We start from the raw sequence: 14,793 nt of genomic DNA, 5'->3' as shown, positions 1-14,793 counted from the left end.
ATAAAAAACCGTCTCAAAATTTAAGTATTGAGACGGCTTCTTTTTTTGTTTAAGTGGATTTGGCTTTTTCTATAGCCTCTTTAATAATGGCCACACAGCCTAATACATCTTTCTTTATCTCCTCTCCCCAAAAACGGAGTACAGTCCAGCCCCGGGCTTTTAAATGTTCATTGCAAACTATAAACTCATTAATAACCAATTAACAATATACCTTTAAGTGGTAATTTTAAACGATTCGATATATATAATGTCTCCAAGAAGCTATATATTTTATAAAAGTCGTCACCTCCTCTGTAATTATTTCTGGCGGCAATTATTAAATATTCAACTTCAAACATCATACAAGCTTGAAATATATCTTTAAGAAATTGATTATTATCAACAGCTCTGCCTGCTTCAACCTCAAGTACAATTTTTCCATCTTTGCTAACAGCATCAGCATTAAAAGATTTATCAATGTTATTGTTATAGCTAAACAGAACAGGAACACTAATTTTTTGAAGTTTTGATTTTCCAGTTTCAACTATAAAATCTACAGCCTCTAGCCTTGGACGAATGATTTCTAATACTTCATTTGAAGACAAATTGAAGTCTGAAGATTTGATTCTCTCAACTTCGTATTGGAAACATTCAACTACAGACTTTATATTATCTGTTATTCCTTGAGATCTTGGAAAGAATTGATACCTTATCATACAAAACCTATGCTTAATATTGACATTAAAGATTTCACAGGTAAATCAATTTCATCATCATTAACAAAATAAAATATTTGCTCATCAATTAATTGTGCTTTCTCATTCACATAGTCACCTTCCTCTGTCATTAATAATTCATTAAGTGAAACAACTGAAACTAAGACTTCTCCTACTTCAGGCATATAAACTACTCTGGATTTAAAATCCATATTATTAAAACTTATCATAGTAAAGAGTTTAAGCAAATATATACTTTTAACTGGTATAAAAACAAAAAACACCAGCCTCATCAGCCGGTGTCCTATATAAAACCCCCCGCAGCGGGAGCCTGTTTAGTCTTTGTCTTTACCCATGCCATTTCCTTTGCCGTGGCTGCCTTTCTGCTTAACCACTACAGCATTGCCCCGCCCGGGAGACAACTTTAGCGGCACGATCACCTGGGCGCGATACGTGAAAAAAATGCAAATCCTGAACAAACGTTAAACTTCAGCGAAATTTCTTTCAAAACAGTACCTTCGGTAGTAAATTTAGGAAAGCCATTTTATATGAAACAGCCCCTCCTGGCATTTAATGATAAGGGTATTTACTGCGCACAGGCTGATGTGTACCTCGACCCATGGCGCCCGGTGAACCACGCCATTATTACACACGGCCACAGCGACCATGCCCGCTGGGGCCACAGGCAATATATAACCCACCACATGAATGTACCTGTCATAAAGCACCGACTGGGCAATATTATGGTGGCGGGCAAGGACTGGGGCGAAACCTTTACTATAAACGGCGTAACGTTCTCTTTTCACCCCGCGGGGCACATCATAGGCAGCGCGCAGGTGAGGGTAGAATACAAAGGGGAAGTATGGGTGTTTACGGGCGATTATAAAACTGAAGATGACGGCCTTTCAACACCGTATGAAGCCGTTAAATGCCATACCTTTATTACCGAAAATACCTTTGGGCTGCCTGCCTTTAAATGGCTTCCGCAGAAGGAGGTCATGGCCGATATCAACGCATGGTGGGCACAAAACAAAGCCGAAGGGAAAACTTCTATACTTTTTGGCTACACCCTGGGCAAGGCACAGCGGCTGCTGAAACACCTGGATCCTGAGATAGGGACTATATATACCCATGGCGCTGTAGAGAACATGACAGAAGTGCTGCGCAGCATGGCCGATTTCCCGGAAACTACCCGCGTAACCAGTCTTATTAAAAAAGAAGATTTTCCCGGAAGCATAGTTATTGCGCCACCAAGCGCGCACGGCAGCACCTGGATACGAAAAATGACACCTTATGTTACCGGGGCGGCCAGCGGGTGGATGGCTTTCAGGGGGGCCAGGCGCCGCAGGGCGATTGACAGGGGCTTTGTGCTGAGTGACCATTGCGACTGGCAGGGATTACTGGAAAGCATTAAGGCTACAGGTGCCGAAAAGATTATCTGCACACACGGGTATAGTGATATATTCTCGCAATACCTGCGGGAGATAGGTTATGACGCCCGCACTGAACACACCCAATACGAAGGTGATGAGGGAGAGGTTACCGATGTAAAGGATGATGAAACAAATAATGATATAACGAGTACGGATGAACAATAAAAATCACACTATCGGGAGTCGAAGTGCGGCTTGTAATTTTATCTAACCAATATAAGTGAAGCTATTCCCCTCTTGAGGGGTGCCTGTAAGGCGGGGTGGTTAAATAATAAAACTGATAAAAACTTCGCGCCTTTGCGAGATATGACTTAAAGAATGAAAAATTTTGCCGAACTCATAAAAACGCTCGACAGCTCCAACAAAACATCGGTTAAGGTGGATGCGCTAACGGAATACTTTCGCAATGCAGGCGATAAGGACAGGGTGTGGACCATTGCCATCCTCTCGCACCGCCGCCCGCCGCGCCCGGTAAACACCACGCTGCTGCGCATATGGGCCAGTGAGATTGCTAATATCCCGCTGTGGTTGTTCGAGGAATCGTACCACATTGTGGGCGACCTTGCCGAGACTATAGCACTGGTTATCCCCAACAGCGAAAACCACTCTGAAAAAACACTTTCTGAATATGTAGAGGAGATGATAACCCTCAAAAAGAAAACCGACGAACAGAAAAAGGAATACCTGCACAGCAACTGGCTCTCTATGAACTACTATGAGCGGTTCGTGTTTACCAAGCTTATTACGGGTAGTTTCCGCATTGGCGTAAGCCAGAAGTTAATGACCCGCGCCCTAAGCAAAGTTACCGGTGTAGATGAAGACATCCTGGCGCACAAGCTCATGGGGCACTGGGATCCGCAGCATATAAGTTTTGAAAAGCTGGTGATGGAAGAACGCGCCCGCGACCTGGAGTCGAAACCCTACCCGTTCTACCTGGCCTATGCCATTGAAGGCGAACCCAAAGATTTGGGCGAATGCACCGAATGGGCCGCCGAACATAAGTGGGACGGCATACGATCGCAAACCATCATCCGGAACGGGCACATGTACGTGTGGAGCCGTGGCGAAGAACTGGTAACCGATAAGTACCCTGAGTTCAGCATGTTTATGGGTATCATCCCCGATGGTACAGTAATAGATGGCGAAATTCTCCCCTGGATAGACGGCAACATCGGCACCTTTAATGATCTGCAGACACGCATTGGACGAAAAACAGTTTCGCCCGCACTGCTCAAAAAAACACCTGTTATTATCAAAGCTTACGACCTTTTGGAATGGAACGGTGAGGACATCCGCAATAAACCCTATTCAGAAAGGCGTGCCCTGTTGGAACAACTGTATGAGCAGGTTAAAAACCATGGCTTGCCGCTGCACATTAGTGAGCAGGTCAACTTTGGCTGTTGGGATGATGTGCTGATGGAGCGGGAACGGGCAAGGGAATTACGCAGTGAAGGACTGATGTTTAAGCGCAAGGACTCGCCGTACCTGGTGGGCCGCAAAAAAGGCGACTGGTGGAAATGGAAGCTCGATCCCCTATCTATTGATGCTGTGCTAACCTATGCCATGCGGGGCAGTGGGCGCCGTGCCAACCTGTTTACCGATTATACCTTCGCGCTGTGGCAGGACAAGGAAGACGGCACAAAGGAACTCGTAACCTTCGCCAAAGCGTATTCCGGGCTTACGGATGCCGAATTCCGCATGGTTGATGATTATATCAAAAAGAACACACTGGAGCGTTTCGGGCCGGTGCGTAGTGTTGTCCCTAAGCTGGTTTTTGAAATTGGGTTTGAAGGTATCTCCCTTTCCGGCAGGCACAAAAGCGGCGTCGCTACCCGTTTTCCCCGCATTTTGCGCTGGCGTACCGATAAAACCATTGAAGAGGCCAATACGTTAGATGATTTAAAAGCATTAATACCAAAGTGAGAAGTTCCAACAATCAAATAACAAATCCCACAATCAGCACGAGTGAAGCTGGTTCCCCTCTTGAGAGGGGTTAGGGGTGTGTCAAAAAATTAGTGGTATTAGTGTAATCCGTGGCTGAAACTCAAGCAACTTTAAACCTGAAACCTGAAACAACAAAATGAACCGGGAACAACTTTTTAATATAGCGCACCACTGGTTTGAGCAGCAGGGCTGGAAACCTTTCTCGTTCCAGGTGCAGGCATGGACAGCTTTCCTGCAGGGAAAAAACGGCCTGCTGAATGCCCCTACCGGCAGCGGGAAAACCTATGCGCTGTGGTTTCCTGTAGTGCTTGACTATATTAAAAGCAATCCGGATTATAAAACAAAGCATAAGCCCGGGCTAAAAGCCGTATGGATAACTCCGCTGCGGGCTTTATCGGTAGAAATAAAACAGGCCGCTGAGCGTGTGGCCAATGACCTTGGCACAGGCCTAACTGTAGGCATCCGCACAGGCGATACCTCATCGGCAGACAGGAGCAGGATGCGTAACAAAATGCCTGATCTTTTGGTTACCACCCCTGAAAGCATGCAGCTGATGCTGGCCTCAAAAGGCTATAAAGATATTTTTAAAACCTGCACGGCTATTATTGTTGACGAATGGCATGAGCTGCTGGGTACCAAGCGGGGCGTGCAGGTAGAGCTGGCACTTTCACGCCTTAAAGTGGTTGCCCCAAAGCTCCGGATCTGGGGCATTTCGGCAACCATAGGCAACCTTCAGCAGGCCATGGAGGTACTGTTAGGCCCCACGCCCGGAAAGCCGGAAAATGCTGAAATGATAAAGGCACATATTGATAAAAAAATAAATGTTATTTCGGTCATTCCCGAAAAGATGGAAGCCTATCCCTGGCGCGGCCACATGGGGCTGCACCTTATTGATGAAGTAGCGGCCATCATTAAAAAGAGCCGTACTACACTGATTTTTACCAATGTGCGTTCGCAATGTGAGGTATGGTACCAGGCCTTGCTTGATAAATACCCTGAATTTGCGGGCGAAATGGCTATGCACCACGGCAGTATTGCCAAAGAAACAAGGCAGTGGGTAGAGCAGGCCATACGCGATGAGCAGCTTAAGGCCGTGGTTTGTACCTCGAGCCTGGACCTGGGTGTTGACTTTGCGCCTGTGGAAACCGTTATACAGATAGGCGGGCCCAAGGGTGTGGCACGTTTCCTGCAGCGGGCCGGGCGAAGCGGGCACAGGCCGGGGCAGCAAAGCAATATATACTTTCTAGCCACACATGCCATTGAACTGGCTGAGGCCTCTGCACTGCGCAAGGCTGTTAAAGATACTGTTGTGGAAGACCGGGTGCCCTACCTCAACGCGTGGGATGTGCTGGTGCAGTACCTGGTTACCCTTGCTGTATCTGACGGGTTTAATCCTGATGAAATATACAAGGAAGTAAAAAGCACATTTTGTTACCAGGCCATGAGCATTGACGACTGGCAGTTCTGCATCAACTTCATAACCCGTGGCAGCCAGAGCCTGCAGGCCTATGATGAGTTTAAAAAGGTAGAGGCAGGAGAAGACGGCAGGCTGAAAGTGAACAGCAAGGCTGTAGCCCAGCGCCACCGTATGCAGATAGGTACTATTGTGGGTGATGTGATGATGAACGTAAAGTTCCTGGGGGGTGGTTATATCGGCAACGTAGAAGAGGGTTTTATATCAAAGCTGAACCCCGGTGACATATTTATATTTGCGGGCCGTAAACTTGAGCTGTACCGGATAAAAAACATGGAAGTACTGGTACGCCGTGCCGAACCCGATGCAAAAGCACAGCATGCCAGCTGGCTTGGTGGCCGCCTGACACTTTCGGCGCAGATGAGCGAATTGCTGAGGGAAGAGCTATACACCGCAAATACGGATACTATGTCGGCTGAAATGCAGGCGCTTGCCCCGGTTTTCCTCCGCCAGCGGAAAGAATCGATAGTGCCGGGCGACCACGAGTTCCTGATTGAAACCTTCAAAACCCGGGAAGGCTACCATGCCTTATTTTATCCTTTTGAAGGCCGCTTTGTGCACGAGGCCCTTGCAAGCCTTATGGCCTACCGTATCAGCCTTCTCTCGCCAATATCCTTTTCTCTTGCTTATAATGATTACGGCTTTGAACTGCTTAGCGACAGGGAAATTGATATGCAGCAGGTGCTGGACAATAACCTGTTTACCCCCGTGCACCTGCACCATGACCTGCAGTCGAGCCTTAACGCTACCGAAATGGCACGGCGCAAGTTCAGGGATATTGCCGTAATAGCGGGACTGGTTTTTACAGGCTACCCCGGAAAGATGATAAAGGCCAAGCACCTGCAAAGCAGCTCACAGCTTATTTTTGAGGTATTCCGTGATTATGAACCTGATAACCTGCTTTTTCAGCAGGCCTACCGCGAAACCTTTGAGCACCAGCTGGAGGAAGGCCGCCTTATCATGGCGCTGGAGAGGATACAACGCCAGGAAATTGTGTGGAAGCAGTGCGAGAAGCCAACGCCGCTCAGTTTCCCCATCATAACTGACCGTCTGAGGGAAAAGCTTTCAAGCGAAAGCCTGGCTGACCGGATAAAACGGATGACAGCGAACTATATGAAGTAGATCGTCAGATTTACAGATTATCAGATAAGGGACAACAGATATTAGGCGTTGCTGTGGGCGTGAGGGTATAGCAGGATGGGGTTTCCTCCTCTTAAGAGGGTTAGGTGTTTATTGGCTGCTTTACGTATCTTTGTGCTCCTTTGTGAAAGATCTGAATGATTCTCGACATCCAAATTAACAACTGCGACTTTATATTGCATTGCTCTGGCGCCATGTACTGGACACAACAGCGTATGCTCCTTATAAGCGATGTGCACCTGGGCAAAGTATCGCACTTCCGCAGGCATGGAAGCGCCATTCCGGGGCAGGCCATATATCGCAACTTTGAAAAGCTGGATGCCGTGGCCAACTACTTCAGCCCGGAAAAAATATGTTTCCTGGGCGACCTTTTCCACAGCACCCTTAACCGGGAATGGCATCTTTTTGAAGAGTGGGCAGCACGAACGGCTGTTCCGCTTATGCTGGTTGCGGGAAACCATGACATAATTTCGCCCCATAAATATGAAGCGCTTGGGGTAAGGCTGCAAAGCGAATGGCAGCTTGACGGCTTCCTGCTTACCCACCACCCCGAAGAGCGCACCGGCTTGTATACCATAGCAGGGCATATACACCCCGCTGTAGTATTAGGCGGCATGGGCAAACAGGCCCTTAAACTGCCATGTTTCTTCCGCTCGCCACAGCAACTGATACTGCCCGCCTTCGGTGAGTTTACCGGTACCTATGTATTACAGCCGAAAAAGGAGGACATGGTTTATGTAATAACAAAAGAGGATGTAGTGCCTGTTACGGCTTAAAATTTTTATATAAANCCGGGAAGGGCTGCAAAAAGACCTGACAGAGTTTATAAAAAGTTGCTGATTTTGGAGCTATTTCCTGCTGTACGCTGTATCTCCCCGCCGCGAAAGCGGGCGGCGGGGAGGATGCCGCTCCCATCAGGGCTATAAAAGAGGGCAGCGTATGGTTTGCACTATGAAATCAATAGCCTTTTTCCGGGCTAATAAAAAATACGGATGTAGTATGCGAAAGCAATATTTTGGCCATAAGGCTTCTTTTTTAGTTTATAAAGAGTATATTCGGCGTACCGCCTAACCCTGCTTGAAAAGGCACCAGACAGAAATACGGAATCCCGATGGAAATTACACTTGTACAGGCCTCGCTACAGTGGGAAAACCCCGAAGCTAACCGGCAACACCTGCAAAACCTGATCAGTTTAGTTCGGGAAGGCACAGGCCTGGTTGTACTGCCCGAAATGTTTTCTACCGGCTTTACAATGAATCCCGGGGAGGTTGCCGAGCCTGTAGGCGGCCCAACAACAAAATGGATGAAAGCTATTGCCAAAGAAAAAAATTGTGCTGTTACCGGCAGCGTGGCCATAACAGAAGGAGATCACTACTACAACAGGCTGCTGTTTGTTTTTCCAGACGGGCAGCTAAAATATTACGACAAGCGCCATCTTTTTACGCTGGCAGGTGAAGATAAAGTCTTTACGGCAGGGCGGGAACGGCCTGTAATTGAATATCAAGGCTGGAAGATATGCCCGCTTATTTGCTATGACCTTCGCTTCCCTGTATTTTCCAGGAATACAGAAGATTATGATTTACTGCTCTATGTGGCCAACTGGCCCGCGCCAAGGATACAGGCCTGGGACGTGCTGTTGCAGGCCCGGGCCATTGAAAATATGTGCTATGTAGCCGGTGTAAACAGGATAGGGCAGGATGGGAATGGCCATAACTATCCGGGGCATTCACAGGTTTATGACACTCTTGGAAACCCCATGCTTGAAATATCGGAAAATGAGGGGATATATTCAGTAACATTAAGCAAAGAGGCGGTATCGGACACCCGCAAAAGATTTGGGTTCCTTAACGACAGGGACCGCTTTACCCTCCTATATTAAATGGTTGTTCCACATCCCAGTTGGCATGTACATCAACCTCCTCCGGAAAGTAAATTACTTCCTCAGGCTGGCGTTTTTCAAGGTAATTGCCACTGTCCCATTCACCGTTCCTGTTATCATCATAGATTACCCGCAGCGTATATTTATCGGGCGGCAGGGCTTCAAAATTTACCTGTGTTTCCTTTTCTGTGTAGTAGGACGCCTTCACCTCGCCTTTAGCATTGGTTATTTCAAGCAGCAACGGGAAACGTTTAGCGTTTTCAAGCGTTATGCTCAGGTTGCCGTAATCGGTAAGTAACCTTGTGGTAAGGCTATAATTAAGCGTGTCATTTACAGCACCGTAAAAATCCTTAAAAGCGCCGGGCAGAAAAGTGATGTCATAACGCTGTTCCTCGCCTTTAGGAAAATCAAAATCAATACGCTGCTCAAACTGGTTATGTACCGTGGTGTACTTAACGGCTACAGAATCTTTATCCCTAATGCTTATCTTTGCTTCATCAATTGACACAACCGGGGTTGAGGTGGTGACTGAAAATTTTTCCCTGAACCCTATAGATCCTTTAGGCGATGCGTCAACGATAAGGGAATCAATAGTTTTCATCTCTTTCATCTTCACAAAAAAATCTTTTTCAAATTTCTTGTGGCTCAGGGATACCTGCAACGAATCGGCTTTCATGTTCCTTGGCAGCCATAGCTGCAGGGAGTCTTTCTGGCCCATCGCGGTGGTTAAAGAAGCAATAACATCCTGCCCTTTCTTAACTACAGCTTTTGCCTCGCGTGCATCGCCTTCAAAACCCATAAGCATGCGGCCGGAGGAGGCAAGCGTAGGCTTAAATGCCCGGAAAGTCCCCTGCTCCCGGAACATTTCCAGCAAAAAGATGGTATCGTTAGGAACGGTAACAGTACTGTTCAGGAACGCTATTTTTTCTGTTTTAGGGTCATACCTGTAATTGTTGTTCCTGTCTTTCAGCGCAATCAGGTGGTATTTACCTTCCTTGAGATTTTCAAGCGTAAAGGTTGTGAGGCTGCCCAGCGTATTGGTAACATACCGTGGCTTTTGGCGGTAGATGGTGGAATCGTTAAACTGCTCATTGGCTTCATACAGCATCAACGTTACAAAATTATCAGTTTTGTTGCTGTAAGCATCTTTAATTTTGCCTTTTAAAGATAAAGAGTCAATGTAGGCGCCCGTAGAAAATACGAACTTAAATTGCGAATACGGGTTACCCTCGTTATTATCGGTAATGCTCTGCCCGAAGTTAAAACTATAAGTAGTATTGGGCTTCAGGGTATCTTTGATCCTGATGGTAATATAACGGCTGGCATTGCTCATGGGCATGATATCGGGCTGGTTTTCCATGGGCGGGGAAATGATCAGCTGTTTGTTGAGGTCTTTTATCCTGATATATTCGCTAAAATCAATCCTTATATCCCTGCCGTTAAAGTTTGTGCTCCTGTTTTCAGGATTGCTCCTCACAATGACAGGGGCAATGGTGTCTTTAGGGCCACCGGTTATAACGCCCCTTTTGGCACAGCCTGCAGAGGCTGCCACTACAAGAAGCAGGTAAAGGACAATTTTAAGTTTTGGCATCTTTTCTTATTTAACCGGCCACAAAATAACGATTATATCCGGGGTTTTTGAAATGTTTTTCAATAAATTGTTCAAGAATGCGCATAAGCCATTGTTACAATACTGAGCCTTGCACCCGGTATTTTCAGCAGCGCTTTCCCGCACGATTCTAGCGTGGCGCCGGTAGTGATAACGTCATCAACCAGCAAAAAGTGTTTGCAGTTGTCTGCTTCGGTAAAACTTACATCAAACGCCGAACCAATGATCTCTGCCCTTGCGGTAAGGTTCTTCTTCGTCTGGGTTTTGGTGTAGGTGGCCCGGTACAGTATAGTTTCGTTATAATTTGCCCCCAGTGCTTCCGCAATAGCCCTGCCAAACTTTGTTACCTGGTTATACCCCCTTTCGCGAAGTTTTTTTCCGTGCAGCGGCACCGGGACCACATCATCAACGGTTTGCAGCGCGGCCACACCTTTAAGGTCAGGGCCATACCACCGGCCCATCATTAGCCCCACTTCTTCCCTGCCACGGTACTTAAGGTTGTGTATTGCCTCCTGTACGATATCTTTTTTATGGAAATAAACCATAGCTGATGCGTGCTCAACCGGCAGCCTGCCGTAAAACCGGCGGTACATTTCGTTTTCAGGCATCAGGTGTTGCAGCGTTAGGGGCATGTCGTGCCGGCAACGGGTACATATCGTGTTTTCGTTCTCCAGCAAAGGCCCGCCACATCCCGGGCATGACATAGGGAACAAAAGGTTAACTAAGCTTCTGAACATGGATTATTTAACAAGAAAAATTTTTTAATTCAGGCTAAAGATACTAAAAGGCCACAGCATAATTACATTGCTTTTCCTATTTTTGCACCATGGCAAAACAAGAAGATCTATTTAAGAATGTGCTTTCGCACGCTAAGGAATACGGATTTGTATTCCAGTCAAGTGAAATATATGATGGTTTAAGCGCGGTATATGACTATGGCCAGAATGGTGCTGAACTGAAAAAGAATATCCGCGAATACTGGTGGAAATCAATGGTGCAGATGCATGAGAATATTGTGGGTATTGATGCTGCAATATTCATGCACCCTACTACCTGGAAAGCTTCAGGCCACGTGGACGCTTTTAACGACCCGTTGATTGACAATAAAGATTCCAAGAAACGATATAGGGCCGATGTGCTTATTGAGGATTATGCCGAAAAGCTGAACCAGAAAGCACAAAAAGAAATAGAAAAAGCCCGTGCACGCTACGGCGATGCTTTTAATGAAGAAGAATTTAAGGCCACTAACGCCCGCACAAAAGAATACCTGGAGAAGAAAGACCAGATACTGCAGCGTATGGCACGCTCACTGGAAACAGAGAACCTGGCCGATGTAAAAGCCCTGATTGAAGAGCTTGAAATTGCCGACCCTGATACCGGCTCGAAGAACTGGACTGAGGTGCGGCAGTTTAACCTGATGTTCGGCACCAAACTTGGTGCTGCCGCAGAAAATACCATGGATTTGTACCTTCGCCCGGAAACAGCACAGGGTATATTTGTAAACTTCCTGAACGTGCAGAAAACCGGCCGTATGAAAGTGCCTTTCGGCATTGCGCAGACGGGCAAGGCTTTCCGTAACGAGATCGTGGCCAGGCAGTTCATCTTCCGTATGAGGGAGTTTGAGCAGATGGAAATGCAGTTCTTCGTGCGCCCGGGGGAGGAAATGAAATGGTATGACTACTGGAAGGATACAAGGCTGAAATGGCACAAGTCGCTTGGGCTGGGCGACGATAAATACCGTTTTCACGACCATGAAAAGCTGGCACATTATGCCAACGCTGCCGCTGATATTGAGTTCAATTTCCCCTTCGGCTTTAAAGAGCTTGAGGGTATCCATTCAAGGACAGATTTCGACCTGAAAGCACACGAGCAATATTCCGGTAAGAAGCTGCAATATTTTGATGCGGAACTGAATGAGAATTACGTGCCGTATGTAGTAGAAACATCTGTGGGGCTCGACAGGATGTTCCTTGCTGTATTTGCTTCTTCGCTTAAAGAGGAAACGCTTGAGGATGGTTCTACACGTACTGTACTTAGCCTTCCATCAGTACTGGCGCCAACCAAAGCTGCTGTGTTGCCATTGGTGAAGAAGGACGGGCTGCCGGAAGTTGCCCGCGAAATTATAGAAGACCTGAAATGGGATTTCAACGTAGCCTATGATGAGAAAGATGCCGTAGGCCGCCGCTACCGCAGGCAGGATGCACTGGGTACGCCTTTTTGTATTACGGTTGACCACCAGACACTGGAAGACCAGACCATAACCATCCGCCACCGCGACAGCATGGCACAAGACAGGGTGAAGATATCGGAACTAAGAGGAATTATAAACGAGGAAGTTTCGGTAAGGAACTGGCTCCAGAAGATGAAGTAATAGGTACGCCTCCGTAGGGAGGCGTTTTGTTTAACACAATATCCATGAGCAAAGTTTTTGTTGTAATCACACTATTACTTTTCGGCTGCAATAACAGCAACCGTAAACCCCCTTCTGAATCAGTATCTGCAAAACCATCACCTGAGGCCAACGTAGTTGTCAAACATAAAAAGTTTGAAGATTTTATGTCCAAAAGCCCATATATGTTCTGGGCAGCCAAACAAGTTGATTCCACAAGCTATTGGGTAAGGCTTGAATTTGAAGATGAGTTTGTAGTTTATCAGTTTCATGGCCAATGCCTATACTACTTTTTCACTAACTATCACACTGGCACAGATAAAGTGGAGTTATTATGGTCATACAAAACAGATTGCCTGCTGGACATGGATGTGCTAAAACAAAATAATGGTGTAAAAGAGTTTCCGAAACATGGAGACGTTTTTTGCGAATATACACTGGTAAGTGATTCAATGATTAAAGTCGACTATAAGTTTCCCGAATGGGTTAAAGCGGTGAATAAAACGGAACATGACTCCATATTCCCAACGTATTTTTACCTCGAGAAATAATTACTCCTCACTCATCGCATTCCAACCCCTGGCTTTTAGCGGAATTTTAGTATTGGCACGGGTTATCAGGTGGATGCCCTCGCTTTCCTGTGTCATATAGCCTATTATGGTAAAGTTCGGGTTGTGCTTTATCTTGTCAAAGTCTTCCATTTTTATGGTGAAAAGCAACTCATAATCTTCACCGCCGTTAATGGCCACCGTGGTATTGTCAATATTGAATTCTTCGGTTACGCTGATGAGCTGCGGGTCAACCGGAATTTTCTCTTCATACAGGTTGCAGCCCACACCGCTTTGTTTACAGATGTGTATAATCTCACTCGACAGCCCGTCCGAAACATCAATCATGGCCGTTGGCTTTACCTCCAGCGCTTCCAGGATGCCTTTTACATCATTCCGGGCTTCGGGTTTTAGCTGGCGCTCGATAAGGTAGGTATAAGCATCCAGGTCGGGCTGGTTGTTTGGATTTACCTGGAACACCTGTTTTTCGCGCTCCAAAACCTGCAGTCCCATGTAAGCCGAACCCACATCACCTGTTACCACCAGTAAGTCGGTAGCCCCGGCGCCGTTGCGGTACACCAGCTCATCAGCATTGGCTTCGCCTAAAGCCGTAATGCTTAGTATCATGCCTTTTTGCGAAGAAGTAGTATCGCCGCCCACAATGTCAACGTTATAAATTTTTGCAGCAAGCTTAATCCCTTCATACAATTCCTCCAGCGCCTCCAGCGGAAAGCGGTTGCTTACAGCTATCGAAACCGTAATCTGTGTTGGCCTGGCATTCATGGCGCAGATATCGCTTATGTTCACTACCACGGCTTTATAGCCCAGGTGCTTCAGCGGCATGTAGCTCAGGTCGAAATGTACGCCTTCTACCAGCAGGTCGGTGCTAACCACAACCTTCTTATCCTTAAAATCAAGCACAGCGGCGTCATCGCCTACCCCGGTGAGTGTAGAGGGCTGCTTTATCTCAATACTGCGTGTAAGGTGCTCTATAAGGCCAAATTCGCCCAGTTGGGCAAGGCTGGTGCGCTGCGGATTTTTATCTTCGATCATTTTTCTTGTGGAGTTGCAAAGTTTGAAAGCTGCAAAGGTACAAAGTTTACAGCACTGTTATACCGATAGCAACTGCACAAAAAAGCCTCCCGGTGGAGGCATTGAAGCTTACAACTATTTTTGTGCGGCCACATTTTTTTGGTTTTGCGGGCTGCTGGTATAGCTGGCCTGCACAATATAGCCCTTCTGGTCGTTATAAATAATCCTTTTATTGTCGCCTTTGCCTGCAATTATTACCTCAGTATTGGCCGGTATTGTGGCAACCGGGTCTTCTACAGGGCGCAGGTTCCTGTAAAACGGGGTTTCTTCCGTAAGTGTAACCTTTTCATAACCGCCACACGACGGTAATAATGGCGCACCTAATAAAAATAGTATTTTTTTCATAGCTGTGGGTTTTGAGTTTAACACAATAAAGTTACCTAATGCATTGTAAATTAACATGTTAATTAGCAAACCTTTAGCCTATGTTAGTATTCTCCTGTTAATGTTTTAGAGGCCCACGCTGTGTAAAGGTGTAATATTCAGATGAAGTTGAAAGTGTAAAATTTATTATAGTCTTGAAAGAAAGTTTTAATATCGTACTTTTAGTACACGACAAAAAACATAATTGATTAAAAATCAATAAAATA

At 46.3% G+C, this 14,793-nt stretch carries 14 protein-coding genes; 7 read left to right on the top strand and 7 right to left on the bottom strand.

Annotated features, from left to right (window positions below):
* Positions 1 to 49: 49 nt before the first annotated feature.
* The 3 genes from CHU92_RS16245 to CHU92_RS08985 are packed head-to-tail and all read right to left on the bottom strand — an operon-like array spanning position 50 to position 880.
* Positions 50 to 199 (bottom strand): DUF559 domain-containing protein, encoded by a 150-nt coding sequence (locus CHU92_RS16245; RefSeq protein ID WP_129583044.1) that lies wholly within the window; start codon positions 197 to 199, stop codon positions 50 to 52.
* On the bottom strand, positions 189 to 695 hold the full coding sequence (locus CHU92_RS08990) for a hypothetical protein (RefSeq protein ID WP_094414772.1): 507 nt from the start codon (positions 693 to 695) through the stop codon (positions 189 to 191). Before CHU92_RS08990 ends, CHU92_RS16245 begins: the two co-directional genes overlap by 11 nt.
* On the bottom strand, positions 692 to 880 hold the full coding sequence (locus CHU92_RS08985) for a hypothetical protein (protein ID WP_207759824.1): 189 nt from the start codon (positions 878 to 880) through the stop codon (positions 692 to 694). The genes CHU92_RS08990 and CHU92_RS08985 overlap by 4 nt, the downstream gene beginning before the upstream one ends.
* A gap of 363 nt (positions 881 to 1,243) precedes the next feature.
* Here CHU92_RS08985 and CHU92_RS08980 point away from each other — a divergent pair, with 363 nt between their 5' ends.
* The 5 genes from CHU92_RS08980 to CHU92_RS08960 all read left to right on the top strand — a co-directional run bounded on the left by CHU92_RS08980 (position 1,244) and on the right by CHU92_RS08960 (position 8,565).
* The gene (locus CHU92_RS08980) at positions 1,244 to 2,293 is read left to right on the top strand and encodes a ligase-associated DNA damage response exonuclease (protein WP_094414768.1); all 1,050 of its coding nucleotides are present in this window, start codon (positions 1,244 to 1,246) and stop codon (positions 2,291 to 2,293) included.
* A 153-nt stretch (positions 2,294 to 2,446) separates the two neighbouring features.
* Entirely contained in the window at positions 2,447 to 4,051 is a 1,605-nt protein-coding gene (locus tag CHU92_RS08975; RefSeq protein ID WP_094414766.1) for an ATP-dependent DNA ligase, read from the top strand.
* A gap of 157 nt (positions 4,052 to 4,208) precedes the next feature.
* A complete protein-coding gene (locus CHU92_RS08970) occupies positions 4,209 to 6,668 on the top strand; it encodes a ligase-associated DNA damage response DEXH box helicase (protein ID WP_094414764.1) in 2,460 nt (819 codons plus the stop codon).
* Positions 6,669 to 6,823: 155 nt separating this feature from the next.
* The gene (gene pdeM / locus CHU92_RS08965; protein WP_094414762.1) at positions 6,824 to 7,462 is read left to right on the top strand and encodes a ligase-associated DNA damage response endonuclease PdeM; all 639 of its coding nucleotides are present in this window, start codon (positions 6,824 to 6,826) and stop codon (positions 7,460 to 7,462) included.
* Positions 7,463 to 7,797: 335 nt separating this feature from the next.
* On the top strand, positions 7,798 to 8,565 hold the full coding sequence (locus tag CHU92_RS08960; protein WP_094414760.1) for an amidohydrolase: 768 nt from the start codon (positions 7,798 to 7,800) through the stop codon (positions 8,563 to 8,565).
* On the opposite strand, the gene CHU92_RS08955 is transcribed toward CHU92_RS08960, so the two are convergent.
* Together CHU92_RS08955 and CHU92_RS08950 are read right to left on the bottom strand one after the other, a co-directional pair.
* Entirely contained in the window at positions 8,549 to 10,156 is a 1,608-nt protein-coding gene (locus CHU92_RS08955; protein ID WP_094414758.1) for an Ig-like domain-containing protein, read from the bottom strand. The genes CHU92_RS08960 and CHU92_RS08955 overlap by 17 nt on opposite strands.
* Positions 10,157 to 10,227: 71 nt before the next feature.
* Positions 10,228 to 10,911 (bottom strand): ComF family protein, encoded by a 684-nt coding sequence (locus CHU92_RS08950; RefSeq protein WP_094414755.1) that lies wholly within the window; start codon positions 10,909 to 10,911, stop codon positions 10,228 to 10,230.
* Positions 10,912 to 11,000: 89 nt separating this feature from the next.
* Here CHU92_RS08950 and CHU92_RS08945 point away from each other — a divergent pair, with 89 nt between their 5' ends.
* Positions 11,001 to 12,545, top strand: coding sequence for a glycine--tRNA ligase (locus CHU92_RS08945; protein ID WP_094414754.1), 1,545 nt, complete (start codon positions 11,001 to 11,003; stop codon positions 12,543 to 12,545).
* 44 nt (positions 12,546 to 12,589) lie between these two features.
* Positions 12,590 to 13,114 (top strand): hypothetical protein, encoded by a 525-nt coding sequence (locus CHU92_RS08940; RefSeq protein WP_094414752.1) that lies wholly within the window; start codon positions 12,590 to 12,592, stop codon positions 13,112 to 13,114.
* Here CHU92_RS08940 and thiL read toward each other — a convergent pair whose 3' ends face one another.
* Positions 13,115 to 14,164 (bottom strand): thiamine-phosphate kinase, encoded by a 1,050-nt coding sequence (thiL, locus tag CHU92_RS08935; protein ID WP_094414750.1) that lies wholly within the window; start codon positions 14,162 to 14,164, stop codon positions 13,115 to 13,117.
* Positions 14,165 to 14,278: 114 nt separating this feature from the next.
* Complete coding sequence (locus CHU92_RS08930) at positions 14,279 to 14,548, bottom strand: hypothetical protein (protein WP_129583042.1); 270 nt, start codon at positions 14,546 to 14,548, stop codon at positions 14,279 to 14,281.
* Positions 14,549 to 14,793: the final 245 nt, after the last annotated feature.

It is taken from the genome of Flavobacterium cyanobacteriorum (assembly GCF_002251835.1).
Classification (GTDB): Bacteria; Bacteroidota; Bacteroidia; order Flavobacteriales; family Flavobacteriaceae; genus Flavobacterium; species Flavobacterium cyanobacteriorum.
This window is presented reverse-complemented; position numbering and strand designations above follow the sequence as displayed.

Coding starts and splice junctions, on each gene's coding strand:
- CHU92_RS08930 (WP_129583042.1), bottom strand. CDS start 14,548: ATGAAAAAAATACTATTTTTATTAGGTGCGCCATTATTACCGTCGTGT.
- CHU92_RS08950 (WP_094414755.1), bottom strand. CDS start 10,911: ATGTTCAGAAGCTTAGTTAACCTTTTGTTCCCTATGTCATGCCCGGGA.
- pdeM (WP_094414762.1), top strand. CDS start 6,824: ATGATTCTCGACATCCAAATTAACAACTGCGACTTTATATTGCATTGC.
- CHU92_RS08955 (WP_094414758.1), bottom strand. CDS start 10,156: ATGCCAAAACTTAAAATTGTCCTTTACCTGCTTCTTGTAGTGGCAGCC.
- CHU92_RS08975 (WP_094414766.1), top strand. CDS start 2,447: ATGAAAAATTTTGCCGAACTCATAAAAACGCTCGACAGCTCCAACAAA.
- CHU92_RS08990 (WP_094414772.1), bottom strand. CDS start 695: ATGATAAGGTATCAATTCTTTCCAAGATCTCAAGGAATAACAGATAAT.
- CHU92_RS08985 (WP_207759824.1), bottom strand. CDS start 880: ATGCCTGAAGTAGGAGAAGTCTTAGTTTCAGTTGTTTCACTTAATGAA.
- CHU92_RS08960 (WP_094414760.1), top strand. CDS start 7,798: ATGGAAATTACACTTGTACAGGCCTCGCTACAGTGGGAAAACCCCGAA.
- CHU92_RS08980 (WP_094414768.1), top strand. CDS start 1,244: ATGAAACAGCCCCTCCTGGCATTTAATGATAAGGGTATTTACTGCGCA.
- CHU92_RS08940 (WP_094414752.1), top strand. CDS start 12,590: ATGAGCAAAGTTTTTGTTGTAATCACACTATTACTTTTCGGCTGCAAT.
- CHU92_RS08945 (WP_094414754.1), top strand. CDS start 11,001: ATGGCAAAACAAGAAGATCTATTTAAGAATGTGCTTTCGCACGCTAAG.
- CHU92_RS08970 (WP_094414764.1), top strand. CDS start 4,209: ATGAACCGGGAACAACTTTTTAATATAGCGCACCACTGGTTTGAGCAG.
- thiL (WP_094414750.1), bottom strand. CDS start 14,164: ATGATCGAAGATAAAAATCCGCAGCGCACCAGCCTTGCCCAACTGGGC.